This is a genomic window from Pseudomonas sp. B329, assembly GCF_023127835.1.
GTDB lineage: Bacteria > Pseudomonadota > Gammaproteobacteria > Pseudomonadales > Pseudomonadaceae > Aquipseudomonas > Aquipseudomonas synxantha_A.
In genome coordinates, this window is record NZ_SPKP01000053.1 from 35,364 (window position 1) to 52,651 (window position 17,288).

The 17,288-nt window shown below is 62.8% G+C and carries 12 protein-coding genes; 10 read left to right on the plus strand and 2 right to left on the minus strand.

The genetic code is table 11. The annotated features are described in order from the left end of the window. Positions 1-39: 39 nt before the first annotated feature. On the minus strand, positions 40-6,309 hold the full coding sequence (locus E4P00_RS23770) for a non-ribosomal peptide synthetase (protein ID WP_248133173.1): 6,270 nt from the start codon (positions 6,307-6,309) through the stop codon (positions 40-42). 490 nt (positions 6,310-6,799) lie between these two features. On the opposite strand from E4P00_RS23770, the gene E4P00_RS23775 reads away from it, so the two are divergent. Further along, a complete protein-coding gene (locus E4P00_RS23775) occupies positions 6,800-7,594 on the plus strand; it encodes a helix-turn-helix transcriptional regulator (protein WP_078821783.1) in 795 nt (264 codons plus the stop codon). After that, on the plus strand, positions 7,594-9,063 hold the full coding sequence (locus tag E4P00_RS23780) for an efflux transporter outer membrane subunit (protein WP_248133174.1): 1,470 nt from the start codon (positions 7,594-7,596) through the stop codon (positions 9,061-9,063). The genes E4P00_RS23775 and E4P00_RS23780 overlap by 1 nt, the downstream gene beginning before the upstream one ends. On the opposite strand, the gene hpaA is transcribed toward E4P00_RS23780, so the two are convergent. After that, positions 8,990-9,880, minus strand: a complete 891-nt coding sequence (gene hpaA, locus E4P00_RS23785; protein WP_179119839.1) for a 4-hydroxyphenylacetate catabolism regulatory protein HpaA — start codon at positions 9,878-9,880, stop codon at positions 8,990-8,992. The genes E4P00_RS23780 and hpaA overlap by 74 nt on opposite strands. A 98-nt stretch (positions 9,881-9,978) precedes the next feature. Between hpaA and E4P00_RS23790 the strand changes: the two genes are divergently transcribed. The 8 genes from E4P00_RS23790 (at position 9,979) to hpaI (ending at position 17,280) form a co-directional block, all read left to right on the plus strand. After that, a complete protein-coding gene (locus E4P00_RS23790) occupies positions 9,979-10,644 on the plus strand; it encodes a fumarylacetoacetate hydrolase family protein (protein ID WP_078821785.1) in 666 nt (221 codons plus the stop codon). After that, positions 10,641-11,411 (plus strand): fumarylacetoacetate hydrolase family protein, encoded by a 771-nt coding sequence (locus E4P00_RS23795; RefSeq protein WP_078821786.1) that lies wholly within the window; start codon positions 10,641-10,643, stop codon positions 11,409-11,411. Before E4P00_RS23790 ends, E4P00_RS23795 begins: the two co-directional genes overlap by 4 nt. A gap of 5 nt (positions 11,412-11,416) precedes the next feature. After that, complete coding sequence (gene hpaE / locus E4P00_RS23800) at positions 11,417-12,877, plus strand: 5-carboxymethyl-2-hydroxymuconate semialdehyde dehydrogenase (protein WP_032880382.1); 1,461 nt, start codon at positions 11,417-11,419, stop codon at positions 12,875-12,877. A 154-nt stretch (positions 12,878-13,031) separates the two neighbouring features. Further along, positions 13,032-13,889, plus strand: coding sequence for a 3,4-dihydroxyphenylacetate 2,3-dioxygenase (gene hpaD, locus E4P00_RS23805; RefSeq protein ID WP_078821787.1), 858 nt, complete (start codon positions 13,032-13,034; stop codon positions 13,887-13,889). A 15-nt stretch (positions 13,890-13,904) separates the two neighbouring features. After that, the gene (locus E4P00_RS23810) at positions 13,905-14,297 is read left to right on the plus strand and encodes a 5-carboxymethyl-2-hydroxymuconate Delta-isomerase (protein ID WP_248133175.1); all 393 of its coding nucleotides are present in this window, start codon (positions 13,905-13,907) and stop codon (positions 14,295-14,297) included. Between the two features lie 46 nt (positions 14,298-14,343). Next, positions 14,344-15,648, plus strand: coding sequence for an MFS transporter (locus tag E4P00_RS23815; protein WP_078821788.1), 1,305 nt, complete (start codon positions 14,344-14,346; stop codon positions 15,646-15,648). Between the two features lie 11 nt (positions 15,649-15,659). Then, positions 15,660-16,463, plus strand: coding sequence for a 2-oxo-hept-4-ene-1,7-dioate hydratase (hpaH, locus tag E4P00_RS23820; protein WP_078821789.1), 804 nt, complete (start codon positions 15,660-15,662; stop codon positions 16,461-16,463). 16 nt (positions 16,464-16,479) lie between these two features. Then, on the plus strand, positions 16,480-17,280 hold the full coding sequence (hpaI, locus tag E4P00_RS23825) for a 4-hydroxy-2-oxoheptanedioate aldolase (protein WP_248133176.1): 801 nt from the start codon (positions 16,480-16,482) through the stop codon (positions 17,278-17,280). The last annotated feature ends 8 nt before the right edge of the window (positions 17,281-17,288 follow it).

A 17,288-nucleotide genomic window follows, 5' to 3' on the forward strand; every position in this document is an offset into this window, starting at 1 on the left:
GGGGGCAAGCCCCCTCCCAGATTGAATGCATTCCAATCCTCAGATCCTGCGGCGGCGGTTGAGGGCGGGAATGGCGGTTTGCGGCACTTCAACGCGCTGGACCTGCGCCACGGTCCTGGCGGCGAGTTGCGCCAGGGTTGGCTGGCTGAACAAGGTGCGTGCGTCCACTTCCAGCCCGGCCTTGCGCAGGCGGGCCACCAGGTTGACTGCCAGCAGCGAGTGCCCGCCCAGTTCGAAGAAGTGGTCGTGGCGCCCTACCCGCTCCAGTTTCAGTACGTCGGCCCAGATGCCGGATATCAAGGTTTCCACTTCGCCCTGGGGCGCTTCGTAGGCACGGCTGAGCACCGCGTCCAGGCCCGGCTCCGGCAGGGCCTTGCGGTCGAGTTTGCCGGCGGGGTTCAGGGGCAGTGCGTCGAGTTGTACGAAGGCGGCCGGCACCATGACTTCCGGCAGTTGCTCCAGCACATGGGCGCGCAAGGCTTGCAGGCTCGGCGCCTGGCCGCGCAGGGTGAAGTAGGCGACCAGGCGCTCATCGCGAATCAGCACCGCCACTTCACGCAACGCCGGGTGTGCACTCAGGCGTGCTTCGATTTCTCCCAACTCCAGGCGCACGCCGCGCAGTTTGACCTGGAAGTCATTACGCCCAAGGAACTCCAGATTGCCGTCCGGCAGGTAGCGCACCAGGTCGCCCGTGCGATACAGGCGGTCACCGACAACGAAGGGGCTGTCGATAAACCGCTCGGCAGTCATCTGCTCCAACCCCAGGTAGCCACGGGCTACTCCCACACCACCGATATGCAGTTGACCGCTGATGCCTATGGGGACCGGTGCGTCATGGGCATCCAACACGTACAGGCGGGTATTGTTGATCGGCCGGCCAATCGGCAGCTGCACCGCGGGTACCGGCGCGCCGGGTTCGAGGGTCCAGGCGCTGCTGTCGACCGTGGCTTCAGTAGGGCCGTAGACGTTGTGCAAGCGCACCTTGGGCAAGCGCGCCTGCACACCACGGGCCAGGGCTGCGGTCAGTTCGCCGCCGCCGCACAACACATCGGTGAGGCTGGTGCACAGCGCCGACTCGTCCAGCTCAAGAAACTGCTGCAACATCGCCGGCACAAACTTGATCACGCTGATGTGCTGCTCGCGAATCAACTGGGCCAGGTACGCAGGTTCACGATGACCATCGGGCCGCGCCAGCACCAGGCGCATACCGTTGCTCAATGGCCAGAACAGTTCCCACACCGAACCGTCAAAGCTGAATGGCGCGCGCTGCAACAAGGCGCCGCCTGCGGCGTCGGGGCACAATTGCGAGCCCCAGTGCAGCAGGTTACCCAGGCCGCGATGTTCGATCATCACGCCCTTGGGGATGCCGGTGGAGCCCGAGGTGTACATCACGTAGGCCAGATTGGCGACGCTCAAACCCGGTACCGACGGATTGTCGGTCGGCGCCTGGCTCCAGGTGCAGTGGTCGAAGTCGATCACGGGGATTGCAACCTCGCCCGGCACTTCGCGGGTAGCGCCGTGTACCAGCAGCGCCACCGGCTGGCTGTCGGCGAGCATGTAGGCCAGGCGTTCGCGTGGGTAGCCCGGGTCGAGGGGCACATAGGCACCGCCCGCCTTGAGAATGGCCAATAACCCCACCACCAGCTCCAACCCACGCTCCACACACAGTGCCACCCGCGAGTCGGGCTCTACCCCGTGCTCACGCAAGTGAAAGGCCAACTGGTTGGCGCGTTCGTTGAGTTCGCGATAGGTCAGTTGCTGTTCGCCGGCCTGCACCGCGATGGCATCGGGAATGTCCCGCGCATGGGCTTCGAACAGCGCCTGGACGGTGAGGGTTTGCGGGTAGTCCGTGGCGGTGGCGTTGAAGCCTGACAACTGGGTGTGCAACTCGCTGGCGGGCAACACCTGTATGTCGCCAAGCGGCATTTTCGGCGCCTGCTCAAGCGCATCCACCAGGCCGTTGAGCACCGTGTCAAAGTAGCTCAGCACCCGCTCGGCACCGACTGTGCACGGCGCCTTGGCCTTGAGCCGGAAACCGCTGGCCACGTCATCCACCGTCAACATCAGCGGGTAACTGAGGATGTCTTCACTGTTGAGCAAGGCCATGCCCGGTACCAGTTTGAGTTCGGGATCGGCCGAGGTGTGGCGGTAATTGAGCAGACTGTTGAACAACGGTGACACGCCGCTGCAACGCTGGGCCAACGCCAGGGAGGCTTGTTCGTGAGCGAGCAAGGCGCTCAGTTGTGTGTGGGTGTCGTGCAGTGCATCCACCACGTTTTGCCCGACCAGGCGCAGGCGCAGCGGCAAGGTGTTGATGAACATGCCCAACGCCCGCTCGGCACCCTCGCCGGCTTGCAAGCGGCCAAGCAGTACGGTGCCGAACACCACATCGTCGCGACTCGCCACCCGGCTGAGTACCTGGGCCCAGGCCAGGTGGAACAGGCTCGCGGCGCTCACGCCAAGAACGCGGGCCTGGCTGCGCAGGCGCAGGTTGAGCGCGTCACTGAGCAGGCGTTCGGCTTCTTCGGTCTCGGCACGCTTGGCCTGGCGCTCCTGCACGCCGAACGCCAGAGTCGGCTCATCCACCTCTGCCAACTGCTGGCGAAAGAACGCCTCGTGCGCAGCCTGGCGCACGGCTGATCGGGCTTGCGCCACCACATTGCGGTACGGCACCGGCACGGGCAGTTGCGCCTGTTGGCCGAGCAGATGGGCGCGGATCTCGTCCACCAACAGGGTGGTCGAAGTGGCATCGTTGACCAGGTGATGAAAGCGCAGCCTGGCGATCCAGCGCTGATGGTGAGGTTCTTCGGCGTAGTCCAGGGCCATCAGCGGCGCCTGGCGCAAGTCCAGCGGTTGAGCCGGCTCGCGCAGCGGTTCGACCCGCAACCGCGCTTTTCGCCACACCACCTGCATCGGTTGTTCAAGGGCATCCCACACCAGGCTGGTGCGCAGGATGTCATGGCGGTCGATCACTTGTTGCAGGGCGTGGGCGAAGGCATCCAGTTGCTCGCGGCGCGCAAAGCTGAACAGAGCCTGTTGCTGATACGGGTCGTGCGCATCGGTGATGTGGTGATAAAGCAAGCCTTCCTGCAACGGCGCCAGCGGGTAGATTTCCTGCACATTCGCTGCGCCACCAGGGATGCTTGCGACGATGTGGTCGAGGCTGGCTTGATCCAGCTCGGCCAAGGCGAGCAGATCGGTAGTGATATGCGTACAGCCTGGCGGGATTCGATTGTCTGGCACCGCCATTTCATTACCGCCACACGCTGCCGCCAGCGCCGCCAACGTTGGCTGGCCGAACAGCACCTGCACATCGGCACGCAGGCCGGCCTGGCGCATGCGCTGCACCAGTTGCACCGCCAACAGCGAATGCCCGCCCAACTCGAAGAAATGGTCGTGGCGCCCTACTTGCTGCACGTGCAGCAACTCGGCCCAGATCTGCGCAAGGGTAGCTTCCACACCGGCCTGCGCAGCTTCGAAGCGGCGAGTGACAAAGGCTTCCTGGCTGGGCGCGGGCAAAGCTTTGCGGTCGAGCTTGCCATTGGCGGTCAGGGGCAACGCCTCAAGGCGGACATAGGCCGCCGGCACCATATAGTCAGGTAACGAGGCCTGCAGATGGGCGCGCAGGGTTTGAATCTCGACTGGCTCACGCGGGATAAACCAGGCCAGCAATTGCCCTTGGCGAAACTGCACTACCGCGTCCTTGATCGCCGGGTGGGCGGCCAGGGCCGATTCGATTTCCCCCAGTTCGATGCGTACACCGCGGATTTTTACCTGGTCGTCGTTGCGTCCCAGGTACTCAAGATTACCGTCCGACAGCCAGCGCGCCAGATCGCCGGTGCGGTACATACGCGCGCCGTTGAAAGGATCGTCCAGGAAGCGTTCGGCATTCAGTTCAGGACGGTTCAGATACCCCCGCGCCACGCCCTTGCCGCCCACATACAACTCCCCCACTGCGCCAATCGGCACCGGGCGTTGTTGCGCATCCAGCAGATAAACCTGGGCGTTGGCGACCGGCGCGCCGATGTGCAGCGGCTGGCCCACCTCAATGGCTCCGGAGGTGGCAACCACAGTGGCTTCGGTAGGGCCGTAGTTGTTGATCAGTGCAAACGTCTGCGCCTGGGTGAACGTGCGCAGGCGATCGCCGCCAATCAGCAAGGTGCGCAAGGTAGGATGCCCAAGCTGCTGGCTAAAGGCGTATTCGGCCACAGGCGTGGGCAGGAAACACACGTCCAGTGGCTGCGCGCGCCACCAGTCGAGCAGCGCATCGATATCTTCCGCACCGTCGTGGGCCGGTGGCAGGTGCAGCGTTGCACCCACGCATAACGCCGGCCAGACTTCCCAGGCCATGGCATCAAAACCAAAGCCGGCGACGCTGGCGGTATGGCTGCCCGCGTGCAGGTCGAACGCCCGGCAGTGCCAGTCCACCAGGTTCGATACGCTGTGGTGCTCCACCATCACGCCCTTGGGCAAGCCGGTGGAGCCGGAGGTGTAAATCACATAGGCCAGGTTCGACGGCGAGACCGCAACCTGGGGGTTACTGTCGATGTGCGAGGTGACCTGCTCCAGCGCGATCACTGGCACCGTGGAGACAGGCAGGCGCTGGCGCAAATCCTGCTGGGTCAGGATTGCCACAGGCGCACTGTCTTGCAGCAGGTAGTCCAGGCGTTCAGCCGGATGGGCCGGATCCAGCGGCACGTAGCAGGCGCCGGATTTGAGCACTGCCAACAACCCCGCCAACGTGTCCAGCCCGCGTCGGGCCAGCACGGCCACGCGATCATCCGGCTGTACGCCGTGTGCCAACAGTTGATGCGCCAGGGCATTGGCCTGACGGTTGAGGTGGGCGTAGGTCAGCTGATGGCCCTGATACACCGCGGCAATGGCGTCGGGCGTGTGTGCGGCTTGCGCTTCAATCCGCCGGTGCAAGGTTTGCGGCAGTGCGTTGGGCTGCGCGGTGGCGTTCCAGTGCAGCAGCCGAGCCTGAGCTTCAGGCGCCAGCATGGAAAACTCACCGACCGGCAACGAGGGGTCTTCCAGCCCTTGCTCCAACAGCCAGGTGAAGCCGCGCGCCATCGCCTGGACTTCGTCGTGCTGGAAGTACGCCTCGTTGTAGACGCAATGCAGCCACGCACTGTCCTGGTAGCGGTTGCTGCGCAGGTGAATGGCGATCGGCAATGCCTCATGGTGGTTGGACACCTTGATGGCGCGCGCCTGCACCTGACCGAAGCGCAGGTCATGGTCGTCCTGCTCGAACGACACCGACAGGTCGAACAACTGCCCGCGATCGGTTCGTCGCAGGCGCAGCTCACGGTTCATCTCGCTTAACGGGAAGCGCTGATGGCGGAAATCCTGCTTGAGCTGATCGCGTATGCCGCGCACCAGCTCACCAAAAGGCAACCCTTCGCTGAACTGAAAACGCACCGCACTGACCTGGGCAAACATGCCGACGGTGGCGCGAAAACGCGCGTTGGAGCGGTTGAGAATCGGCAGCCCCACTACCCATTCCTGGCGTTGACTGGTGCGGCTGAAATACACGTACATCGCCGCCAGCAACACATGAAAAGCCGACGCCTGGCAGCGGTTGGCGACCTGCTCCATACGGTCGAGCAGCGCCACCGCAAAGCCTTCCAGGAAGGTGTTGCTCGACGCCTTGGTGGTTTGCTTCGGCGTCAGCAGTGGCTCGGGCAGTACCTGGAACTTGTCCAGCCAATAGTCGCGGTCACGGGCGTAACGGGCCGAGTGCAGGTAGCGCTGGTCGTTGTCGATAAAGTCGATATAGGACGGTGCGAACGGCTCCACGTGACGGCCCTGCTCCAGGGCGGTGTACAACTGCGCGAGGGATTGCAGCAACTGGCCGAAGCCCCAACCATCGAGAATCAGGTGATGGGCCTGGATACCGAGGTGGTAGTGGTCGTCGTCGAGTTTGACCAGCAGGACGCGCACCAGCGGCGCGCCGCTCATCATGAACGGTCGGGCCATTTGCGCCTGCATCAGGGCCCGGCTCGCGGCGCACGGGTCGGGTAACGCCGCGAAGTCATGCAAGGCCACGTCCACCGGCAGTGCCGAAGCGAAGGTTTGCCGCGCCAGCCCTTCGGCGTCGGTATGCAATTGAATGCGCAACGCATCGTGTCTGGACACCAGCTGCGCTACGGCCTGCTGGATGCGCTCGGGCATCACTGGGCCGGCAACATCCAGATAGCCGCCAATGTTATACAGCGGCGAATCGCCCACGCGCATCTGATCAAGCCAAATGTCCTGTTGGGCGGCAGTGAGGGGGAAGCTGGCCGGCTGGCGGGAGGAATACTGCATAAGATCCTTCTCATGGGGGTCAGGCACTGGCCGCGCAGGGTGGCCCATTACGCCGAATTTGCCGGATTTGAGCATGGGGGGGCCGCAGGCGTCTGTCACCCGAAACCCGGACATTCAAATGGATGGAACGGGCTTGGTGGGTCGTTCACTGCTGAAACGATTAAAGCGCTGTAGGAGATTGGCTATACATGGCCGATGCTGGCACTTTGAAATTCTGCAAAGTTTTAAACTTTTACCTTAAATATCATCCAGTTAATTAAACCTAAAAATACCTTGCGAGCGTTCGTTGCCGGTTTTATTGACCAGAAACGTCGGAATAATGGCGCAGATTTTATGGCAGCTTGTGTCCCGCGTTTCCGCTACATACGTAGGACAAATCCATATGGCTAAATAAAAACTCGAACGCCGAGTCACGTTCAAGCAGTACGGATCGCCCCGCCGCAGCCCGGAGCCTCCGCAGACGGTTTTCGACATCAAGGATGAGATGGCTATGAATCTGACCCGCAGTATTGGCGACACACAGGGCCCGCATTTTTATGCCGAAATGGGCGAGTTGATTTCAAACAGCGGCCATGAACGCTTCGCCGCAGACATGTTGCACCTGGTAGACAAATGGGTGCCGATTCACCTGGTGGACCTCAGCGAATGGACGCTCGATGAGCTGCGCGACCGCGTGCTCGACATCAAGCTGCTGGGCAGCGCCGGGCTGAAAAAGGAGTTGTCTGTACCCCAGACACTGCACCCGTTGAACGACCACCCGCTGATGCGCGAAATGCTGCGCATGCAAGACCCGTTGTTGATCCAGATGAAAGCCAAGGCCAACAGCGCGCACCCGTTGGGCAGTTCGCACCAGTGCAACCTGGTATCGCGCCAAGGGAATCGACGCTGTGTGATTTCGTTCTACCGGCCGCCAACCCAGCGTGGGTTTTCCCTGGCTGAGTTGTCGTTTCTCAAGTGCTTGTCGGACACCCTGTTGCCTTTGATGGAGCGGCACGCGCAACTGCTGCGTCAGGTGCCGCACGCCGAGACGGAGCCGGCCCACACCCTGCTGGAACAATCGCAATTGCAGCGCGAGTTCTACAAGCGCCTGGCTCTGAGCGATATCACCCTTTCGGCGCGCGAGCAGGAAGTGTGCCTCGGCCTGCTGACCGGCGGCACCGTGCCGCAGATCGCGGAAAAACTCAGTGTGAAAAACAGCTCGATCGAAACCTACCTCAAGCGCGCCGCCGCCAAGCTGGGCGTGAGCGGCCGGCATGGCCTGGCCAAATGGATGGTGGGTGCCTGATGAACAAACGGATGCTTTGCTGCGTCGGGGTGGCGTGGACGCTCAGTGGCTGTTCGCTGATCCCCGAGTATCAGCGGCCAGCAGCGCCGACGCCTGCGCAGTTTCCTCAAGGCGGCGTGTACAGCCTGGCGCAGGCCGGCGACCTGACGCAGAATCCGGATTGGCAGCAGCTGTTCCACGACCCGGCGCTGCAACGGTTGATTGCCGATGCCCTGGTCAACAACCGCGACCTGCGGGTAGCCGCCCTGAATGTAGAGGCGTTCCAGGCGCAGTATCGTATACAGCGCGCCGACCTGTTCCCGGCGATCTCCGCCAGCGGTGCCGGCAAGCGTCAGAAATTGCCGGGTAACGTGACAGGCACCGGCAAATCGGCGATCACCTCCAACTATTCCGCCACCTTGGGCCTGAGCGCTTATGAGCTGGACCTGTTCGGCCGCGTGCGCAGCCTCAGCGAACAGGCGTTGCTGACTTACCTGGGCACCGAAGAAGCCCGGCGCAGTGCGCAATTGAGCCTGGTGGCGAACGTGGCCAACGCCTACCTGACCTGGCGCGCCGATCAGGAACTACTGGCCCTGGCCGAGCAAACCCTGGTGGCCAACGACCACAGCTGGCAACTGACCAGCCGCAGCAAAAACGCAGGCAAAGCTTCGGCGCTGGAGGTGGTGCAAGCCCTTACCGCAGTGGAAAGCACCCGCGCCAGCGTCGCTCGCTATGAACGCCAGGTCGCCCAGGACCTTAACAACCTCGTGCTGCTGGTGGGCGGTCCGGTGGATGAGCATCTGCCCGCTCGCCCGCTGGCCGATGATCTGGTCGCCCGCGTCCCCGCCGGGTTGCCCTCCGACCTGCTGCAACGCCGCCCGGATATCCTCCAGGCCGAATACCAGTTGCAGGCGGCCAACGCCAATATCGGCGCCGCCCGTGCTGCGTTCTTTCCGTCCGTGACCCTCACGGCCAATGCCGGCAGCACCAGCAAGGAGCTGTCGGGGCTGTTCAAGGGCGGCTCTGGCACCTGGACCTTCCAGCCGCAAATCAACCTGCCGATCTTCAACGCCGGCAGCCTGCGTGCCAGCCTCGATTACGCCAAGTTGCAGAAGGACATCACGGTGGCCCAGTACGAAAAGTCCATCCAGAGCGCCTTCCAGGAAGTGGCCGACGGCCTTGCCGCTCGCCAGACCTTCAACGACCAACTGGATGCGCAACGGGATTTCGTTGCCGCCAACCAGAACTATTACGACCTGGCCCAGCACCGCTACCGCAGCGGCGTGGACAGCAACCTGACGTTCCTCGATGCGCAGCGTGCGTTGTTCAGCTCGCAACAGGCGTTGATCGTGGACAGGCTGGCGCAGCTGGTGGCGGAGGTGAACTTGTATACGGCGTTGGGTGGAGCGTGGCGCGTCAACGCAACGCCGACTGCCGCAACCGATACTCCCCCGGCGTCATCTGCGCATACCGCAGGAAAAACCGGCTGAAATACGCCGGGTCCTTGAACCCCAGCTGGTAGCAGATTTCATTTGCGGAGCTGCCGGTAAACAACAGAAGGCGTTTGGCCTCTTGCATCAGGCGTTCAAGAATCAGGCGCTTGGAGGGCAGGTCGGCGATGCGTCGGCACACCTCATTGAGGCGCGCCTGGGTCACGCCGATGGCCTGGGCATAACGCGCCAGCGGCCAATGCTCCAGGTAATGGGCTTCGATCAGTTCGTTGAAGCGGTGAAAAATCCGCAGGTCTTCATGGGCCGTCGGCCGTGCCGGCAGGGCGTGGGCGCACAGGCGCAGCAGGCGGATCATGATCAAGCGCGTCAGGCTGTCGAGGGCGGCTGCGCGGCCTGCCCGTTCGGCGTTGATCTCGCCGCACAGTTCTTCGAAAAGCTGGTCCAGCCCATCGGCGTCGGCGCCCAGCGCGACACACGCAGCCCCGGAGGCGAGGCTGGGGTCGGCGTCGATCAAGCCCCACACCAGTTGCTGGCGCACCGTCAGCACATGCCCGTCGGCATCGGCTTCGGTGACGAAGGCGTGGGCCACCGTGGGCGGCGTGAGAAAAAACATCGGCCCTGCTTCGACGTACTGGCGGTCGTCCAGATACACCCGCACCGCGCCACTCTTGACGTAATGCACCTGGAAAAACCGGTCATGGCGATGCACGGCCATATTGCGCCCGAAAAAACCTGCCAGGTTGCCCAGCTTGTCGTAATGCACCTCGGCGTCGCTGTAACGCTGGTCGTAGACCTGCCCGAGGTTGATGTTGGGAATCGGCTGCACGTCGCCCTCCTCTTGTTGTTGTGATGCCATCGGAGTGTGCCACGCTTGACGGTAGTTAACATATTAATTATAAAGTTAACAACTTAACGAACTGCCTATGCAGCCGTCGTCACCGCCAGGAGAAACGCATGAGCCGTACCCTGCATGATGTTGCCAGCGGCACCCTGTTCGGCGTTGCGCTGAACTACCAGGGCCTGCTGGACCAACATCTCGCCGCCTTCGAGCAGGCGCCCTACCAGAAGCCGCCAACCAAGCCAGTGTTGTTCATCAAGACGCCCAACACCCGTAATGCCCATGGCGGCGTGGTGTTGCAGCCTGCAGGCGAGCGCCTGCAACCGGGCCCGGCGCTGGGCGTGGTGATCGGCCAGCGCGCCAGCCGCGTCAGCCTGGACAATGCCATGGCCCATGTCGCCGGGTATGTGGTGGTCAACGAATTCAGCCTGCCGGAAGACAGCTATTACCGCCCTGCCGTCAAAGCCAAATGCCGCGATGGGTTTTGCGCCTTGGGCCCGCAAGTGATTGAGCGGGATCAAGTGGCCAACCCCAACGAGCTGTCCCTCAAGCTCTTCGTCAATGGCGAGCTGCGCCAGCAAAACTCCACCGCCCATTGGGTGCGCGACATCCCACAATTGATCGCCGAGATCAGCGAGTTCATGACCCTGCATCCCGGTGACGTGCTGATCACCGGTACACCGGAGGGCCGTGTGGATGTGCAGCCGGGTGATCGTGTTGAAGTTGAAATCACTGGCGTCGGCCGCCTGCTCAATATCGTTCAGGCGGAGGCACTGGCATGAAGCGCGCACGTATCCGTTTTGAAGGTCAGATCCATGCCGTGCAGGTAGACGACGATCACAGCGTGCGCCTCAGCGATGGCCGGCGGCTTGCCGAAGATCAGGTGCAATGGCTGCCGCCCGCCACCGGCAATATGTTCGCCCTGGGCTTGAACTACGCCGATCACGCCGCCGAACTGGCCTTCACACCGCCGACCGAACCGCTGGCCTTTATCAAGTCGGTCGGCACCTACACCGGTCACCGCCAGGTCAGCTGGCGCCCGGACAACGTCGCCTACATGCACTACGAGTGCGAACTGGTGGCGGTGATCGGCAAGACCGCGCGCAACGTCAAGCGCGCCGACGCCCTGGATTACCTGGCCGGCTACACGGTGTGCAACGACTACGCGATCCGCGACTACCTGGAGAACTACTACCGCCCCAACCTGCGGGTTAAAAACCGCGACGCCACCACCCCGGTGGGCCCGTGGATCGTCGACGTGGCCGATGTGCCCGACCCAGGCAACCTGAAATTGCGCACCTGGATCAACGGCGAGCTGCGCCAGGAAGGCAGCACCCAAGACATGATTTTCGATATCCCCTACCTCATCGAATACCTGTCCAGCTTCATGACCCTGCAACCCGGCGACATGATCGCCACCGGCACGCCCGAGGGCCTGGCCGATGTGGTGCCGGGCGATGAAGTGGTGGTGGAAGTCGAAGGCGTGGGCCGCCTGGTCAACCGTATTGTCAGTGAGACGGAGTTTTTCTCCGTGCGCAAAGAGGCTTGAACAACATGATCAAACACTGGATCAACGGCCGTGAGGTCGAGAGCAAAGACGTATTCATCAACTACAACCCGGCCACCGGCGAGGCCATCGGCGAAGTCGCCAGCGGTGGTGCCGATGAAGTCGCACAAGCCGTGGCGGCGGCCAAGGAGGCGTTTCCCAAGTGGGCCAACACCCCGGCCAGGGAGCGCGCACGCTTGATGCGCAAGCTCGGCGAATTGATTGAACAGAACGTGCCTCGCCTGGCCGAGCTGGAAACCCTCGACACCGGCCTGCCGATCCACCAGACCAAAAACGTGCTGATCCCACGGGCCTCGCACAACTTCGACTTTTTCGCCGAAGTCTGCACCCGCATGGACGGCCACAGTTATCCGGTGGACGACCAGATGCTCAACTACACCCTGTACCAGCCGGTAGGCGTGTGCGGGTTGGTGTCGCCATGGAACGTGCCGTTCATGACCGCCACCTGGAAGACCGCGCCGTGCCTGGCGCTGGGCAATACCGCCGTATTGAAAATGTCGGAGCTGTCGCCACTGACCGCCAATGAACTGGGACGCCTGGCGGTGGAAGCCGGGATCCCCAACGGCGTGCTCAATGTGATCCAGGGCTACGGCGCGACCGCTGGTGATGCACTGGTACGCCATCCGGATGTACGGGCGATTTCCTTTACCGGCGGCACTGCCACTGGCAAGAAAATCATGCAGACCGCCGGCCTTAAAAAGTACTCCATGGAACTGGGCGGCAAGTCGCCGGTGCTGATTTTTGAAGACGCCGACCTAGAGCGCGCCCTCGACGCCGCACTGTTCACGATCTTCTCCCTGAACGGCGAGCGGTGCACCGCCGGTAGCCGGATCTTTATTCAGGAAAGCGTCTACCCGCAATTTGTCGCCGAGTTCGCGGCGCGGGCCAAGCGCCTGATCGTAGGCGACCCGCAGGACCCCAAAACCCAGGTCGGTTCGATGATCACCCAGGCCCATTACGACAAGGTCACCGGCTACATCAAGATCGGTCTGGAGGAAGGCGCCACACTGCTGGCCGGCGGCCTGGAGCGCCCGGCCAACTTGCCGGCGCACCTGAGCCGCGGCCAGTTTATCCAGCCAACGGTGTTTGCCGATGTGAACAACCGGATGCGCATCGCCCAGGAAGAAATCTTTGGTCCGGTGGTGTGCCTGATCCCGTTCAAGGACGAAGCCGAAGCGCTGCAACTGGCCAACGACACCGAATACGGGCTGGCGTCCTATATCTGGACCCAGGACATCGGTAAGGCTCATCGGCTGGCGCGCGGTATTGAGGCGGGCATGGTATTTATCAATAGCCAGAACGTGCGCGATTTGCGTCAGCCCTTTGGCGGGGTGAAAGGCTCGGGCACCGGGCGCGAGGGTGGCCAGTACAGCTTTGAAGTGTTTGCCGAGATCAAGAACGTGTGTATTTCCATGGGCAGTCATCACATTCCGCGCTGGGGTGTGTAGCCCAGGATCAAACAAGCCTCCTGTGGGAGCCGGGCTTGCCCGCGATGCAGACACCGCGGTCCTTCAGCCTTACCGAGTCGATGCAATCGCAGGCAAGCCAGCTCCCACAGGGACGTCACAAGCCTTACAAGAATAATTATTCAGGAGAATCATCATGGGCGAAGTGGTTCTGGCAGCGAAGATCTGCCACGTACCGTCGATGTACCTGTCGGAACTGCCCGGCAAGCATCACGGCTGTCGCGAAGCGGCGATTGCCGGGCACAAGGAAATCGGCCGGCGCGCCCGCGAACTGGGGGCCGACACCGCCGTGGTGTTCGACGTGCACTGGCTGGTCAACAGCGGTTATCACGTCAACTGTGGCGAGCAGTTCCAGGGCACCTACACCAGCAACGAGCTGCCGCACTTCATCAAGAACATGGATTACGCCTACCCCGGCTGCCCCGAGTTGGGCGAGCTGATCGCCGCCGAAGCCAACCTGGCCGGCGTGCGCAGCATGGCCCATAACATCCCGAGCCTGGAGCTGGAATACGGCACGCTGGTGCCCATGCGTTACATGCACATGGGCGTGCCCGAGGATGAAAAATTCAAGGTGATTTCCATTGCCGCCTGGTGTGCCTGGCATCGTCTGGAAGACAGCTTCGCCTTTGGCGCCGCCGTGCGCCGAGCCATCGAAAAGAGTGACCGCAAGGTGCTGGTGCTGGCGTCCGGCTCGTTGTCCCACCGTTTTTCCGACGACCGCCAGGCCGAAGCGAATATCCACAACTGGACCCGTGAGTTTGACAAGCAGGTAGACCTGCACGTCGTCGAGATGTGGCAGCAAGGCCGCTTCAAAGAGTTCTGCGCGATGCTGCCGGACTACGCCGAACACTGCTTTGGCGAAGGCAAGATGCACGACACCGCCATGCTCCTGGGCCTGCTGGGTGGGCCGGACTATGCCCAGCCGGCCGAGATCATCACGCCGCCGTTCGGCAGTTCGGGCACTGGCCAGATCAACGCGATTTTCCCGCTGTAGCTTTGGGAGAAACCTATGCCGCACTTTATCGCTGAGTACACCGACAACCTTGAACCTCAGGCCGATTTGCCTGGCCTGTTTGAAAAAATCCACCGCGTGCTGGGCGACAGTGGCGTGTTTCCGTTGGGCGGCATCCGTAGCCGTGGTGTGCGCCTGGACACCTGGCGCATGGCCGACGGCAAGCATGACTACGCCTTCGTGCACATGACCCTCAAGGTCGGCAACGGCCGCGACCTGGCCACGCGCCAGGCGGTGGCCGAAGCCGTGTTCGCGGTGATCACCGCGCACTTCGCCCAATTGCAGGCGCAGCGGTTGTTGGCGCTGTCGTTCGAGATGGTCGAGTTGCACCCACAGCTCAACTTCAAGCAGAACAATGTGCATGCGTTTCTGAATAACGCGGCGGGATAAAAACCTGCCCTCCCCTCACGGCCACTCAGACAAAAAGTACAACATCATGAGCACAGCCCACTCCACTGCAAGCCTGCGGCTTGCCGAGCACGACCGCACCCATCGTTTGGTGACCTGGCGCCTGATGCCCTTGTTGCTGGTGTGTTACCTGTTCGCCCACCTGGACCGTATCAACATCGGCTTCGCCAAGATGCAGATGAGCCACGACCTGCAGTTCAGCGACACGGTGTACGGCTTTGGCGCCGGGCTGTTTTTCATTGCCTACGCGCTGTTCGGCGTGCCCAGCAACATGGCCCTGGACCGGGTCGGACCACGGCGCTGGATCGCCTGCCTGATGGTGGTGTGGGGCCTGCTCTCCACCGGCATGTTGTGGGTGGAAAGTGCTAGGGGCTTCTACGTGCTGCGCTTTTTGCTGGGGGTGGCCGAAGCCGGATTTTTCCCGGGGATTCTGGTGTTTCTCAACCGCTGGTACCCGGCGCGGCGACGTGCCCAGGTCACCGCCTTGTTTGCCATTGCCGTGCCCATGGCCGGGGTGTTGGGCGGGCCGATTTCCGGGGCGATCCTGGAGAACTTCCACGACGTGGGCAGCCTGCGCGGCTGGCAATGGATGTTCCTGATCGAAGGTGCGCCCGTGGTACTGCTGGGGCTGGTGGTGCTCAAGTGCTTGCCGGACAGTTTCGAAGTGGTGCACTGGTTGAGCAGCGAACAAAAACAGCAACTGCGCACCCAGTTGAGCAACGAAGAACAGCGCAAGACCATCACCTCGTTCAGCGGCATCCTGCGGGACCCGCAAGTGTGGCTGCTGGTGGCCGTGTACTTTGCGGTGATGCTGGCGGTCAACACCCTGGCGTTCTGGATGCCGACCCTGATCCACGGCGCCGGCATCGGCCGCGACAGTCAGGTCGGCTTGCTCAGCGCCGTGCCCTACCTGGCCGGCTGCTTCTTCATGCTCGGCTGCGGGCGCTCGTCCGATCGCCAGCGCGAGCGTCGCTGGCATTTATGCGTGCCCCTGCTGATGGCCGCTGTCGGCATTGCCGTCGCGGGCCTGGCGCCCGGCAATGCGCTGCTGGTGATGAGCGGGTTGGTGGTCGCCGGCATGGGCGCCAGCGCGGCGCTGCCGATGTTCTGGCAACTGCCGCCGGCGTTTCTTTCCAATACCACTCAGGCGGCGGGCATCGCCATGATCAGCTCGTTCGGCAGCATCGCCGCGTTCCTCGCGCCCTACCTGATCGGCTGGATGCGCGACGCCACCCAGAGCGCCAGCCTGGCCCTGTACGTACTCGCCCTGTTTATCGCCCTCGGTGGCCTGCTGGTGCTGCGCACTCAGGCCGCCATCGTCAACCCACACTAGAGACCGTTGCCATGCTCGACTCCCAGCAAATCCTAGCGGCCGCCGCCCACCTGGACCGCGCCGAACGCAGCCGCGAACAGGTGCGTCAGTTTTCCCTCGACTACCCCGGCATCACCCTCGAGGATGCGTACGCCATCCAGCGCGAATGGGTTGCGCAAAAGATCAAGAACGGGCGCACGCTCAAGGGCCACAAGATCGGCCTCACTTCACGAGCCATGCAGGTTTCTTCGAACATCACCGAGCCCGATTACGGCGCCCTGCTCGATGACATGTTTTTCGACGAAGGCAGTGATATTCCCTTCGAACGCTTCATCGTGCCGCGTGTGGAAGTGGAACTGGCGTTCATCCTTGGCAAGCCGCTCAAGGGCCCCAACTGCACGGTGTTCGATGTGCTCGATGCGAGCGAATGGGTGATTCCCGCGCTGGAGATCATCGACGCACGCATCCAGCAGGTCGACCCACAGACCAACGCCACCCGCAAGGTGTTCGATACCATCTCCGACAACGCCGCCAATGCCGGCGTGGTACTCGGTGGCCGGGCTGTGCGCCCCACCGAGATCGACCTGCGCAAAGTGCCGGCGGTGCTGTATCGCAATGGCGTGATCGAAGAGTCCGGCGTCTCGGCGGCAGTGCTCAACCACCCGGCCAAGGGCGTGGCGTGGCTGGCCAACAAGCTGGCGGCGCATGACGTCACCCTACTGCCGGGCCAGGTGATTCTCGGCGGCTCGTTTACCCGTCCGGTGGCCGCTCGCCCCGGGGATACCTTCCACGTCGACTACGACCTGCTCGGTTCGATCGCCTGTCGCTTCGTCTGAACACTGGAGGATTGTCATGGACATGCCTATCAACCGCTTCAAACAACGCCTTCACAACGGCGAGGTGCAGATCGGTCTGTGGCTTGGCCTCGCCAATGCCTATAGCGCCGAGTTGGCCGCCAATGCCGGTTTCGACTGGCTGTTGATCGACGGCGAACATGCGCCCAACCACCTGCCGGGGATGCTTGCGCAATTGCAGGCCATCGCGCCCTACCCCAGCCAGGCGCTGATTCGCCCGGTGGTCGGCGACACGGCATTGATCAAGCAACTGCTCGATATCGGCGCGCAGACGCTGCTGGTGCCCATGGTCGAAAGCGCTGCCCAGGCCCAAGAACTGGTGCGCGCCCTGCACTACCCGCCCCAGGGTATTCGCGGCGTCGGCAGTGCCCTGGCCCGTGCTTCGCGCTGGAACAGCATCACCGACTACCTCGACCAGGCCGACGCGCAGATGTGCCTGCTGGTGCAGATTGAAAACCGCGAGGGCCTGGCCAATCTGGACGCTATCACCGCCGTCGAAGGCGTGGACGGTGTGTTCATCGGCCCGGCGGACTTGAGTGCGGCCATGGGGCATCGCGGTAACCCCGGGCATCCTGAAGTGCAGGCGGCGATAGAGGACGCGATCGTGCGCATTGTTCAAGCGGGCAAGGCGGCGGGGATTCTCAGTGCCGATGAACGCCTGGCGCGGCGCTATATCGAACTGGGCGCAACGTTCGTGGCGGTGGGAGTGGATACCACCGTGTTGATGCGCGGGTTGCAAAGCCTGGCCGGGAAGTTCAAAGACGTACCGGTGGCTGCCAATACCGGTGGTGTCTACTGAGATCCAAT

Excerpts from the sequence above, each read along its gene's own strand:
- E4P00_RS23770 (WP_248133173.1), bottom strand. The coding sequence starts at position 6,309 with ATGCAGTATTCCTCCCGCCAGCCGGCCAGCTTCCCCCTCACTGCCGCC.
- E4P00_RS23775 (WP_078821783.1), top strand. The coding sequence starts at position 6,800 with ATGAATCTGACCCGCAGTATTGGCGACACACAGGGCCCGCATTTTTAT.
- E4P00_RS23780 (WP_248133174.1), top strand. The coding sequence starts at position 7,594 with ATGAACAAACGGATGCTTTGCTGCGTCGGGGTGGCGTGGACGCTCAGT.
- hpaA (WP_179119839.1), bottom strand. The coding sequence starts at position 9,880 with ATGGCATCACAACAACAAGAGGAGGGCGACGTGCAGCCGATTCCCAAC.
- E4P00_RS23790 (WP_078821785.1), top strand. The coding sequence starts at position 9,979 with ATGAGCCGTACCCTGCATGATGTTGCCAGCGGCACCCTGTTCGGCGTT.
- E4P00_RS23795 (WP_078821786.1), top strand. The coding sequence starts at position 10,641 with ATGAAGCGCGCACGTATCCGTTTTGAAGGTCAGATCCATGCCGTGCAG.
- hpaE (WP_032880382.1), top strand. The coding sequence starts at position 11,417 with ATGATCAAACACTGGATCAACGGCCGTGAGGTCGAGAGCAAAGACGTA.
- hpaD (WP_078821787.1), top strand. The coding sequence starts at position 13,032 with ATGGGCGAAGTGGTTCTGGCAGCGAAGATCTGCCACGTACCGTCGATG.
- E4P00_RS23810 (WP_248133175.1), top strand. The coding sequence starts at position 13,905 with ATGCCGCACTTTATCGCTGAGTACACCGACAACCTTGAACCTCAGGCC.
- E4P00_RS23815 (WP_078821788.1), top strand. The coding sequence starts at position 14,344 with ATGAGCACAGCCCACTCCACTGCAAGCCTGCGGCTTGCCGAGCACGAC.
- hpaH (WP_078821789.1), top strand. The coding sequence starts at position 15,660 with ATGCTCGACTCCCAGCAAATCCTAGCGGCCGCCGCCCACCTGGACCGC.
- hpaI (WP_248133176.1), top strand. The coding sequence starts at position 16,480 with ATGGACATGCCTATCAACCGCTTCAAACAACGCCTTCACAACGGCGAG.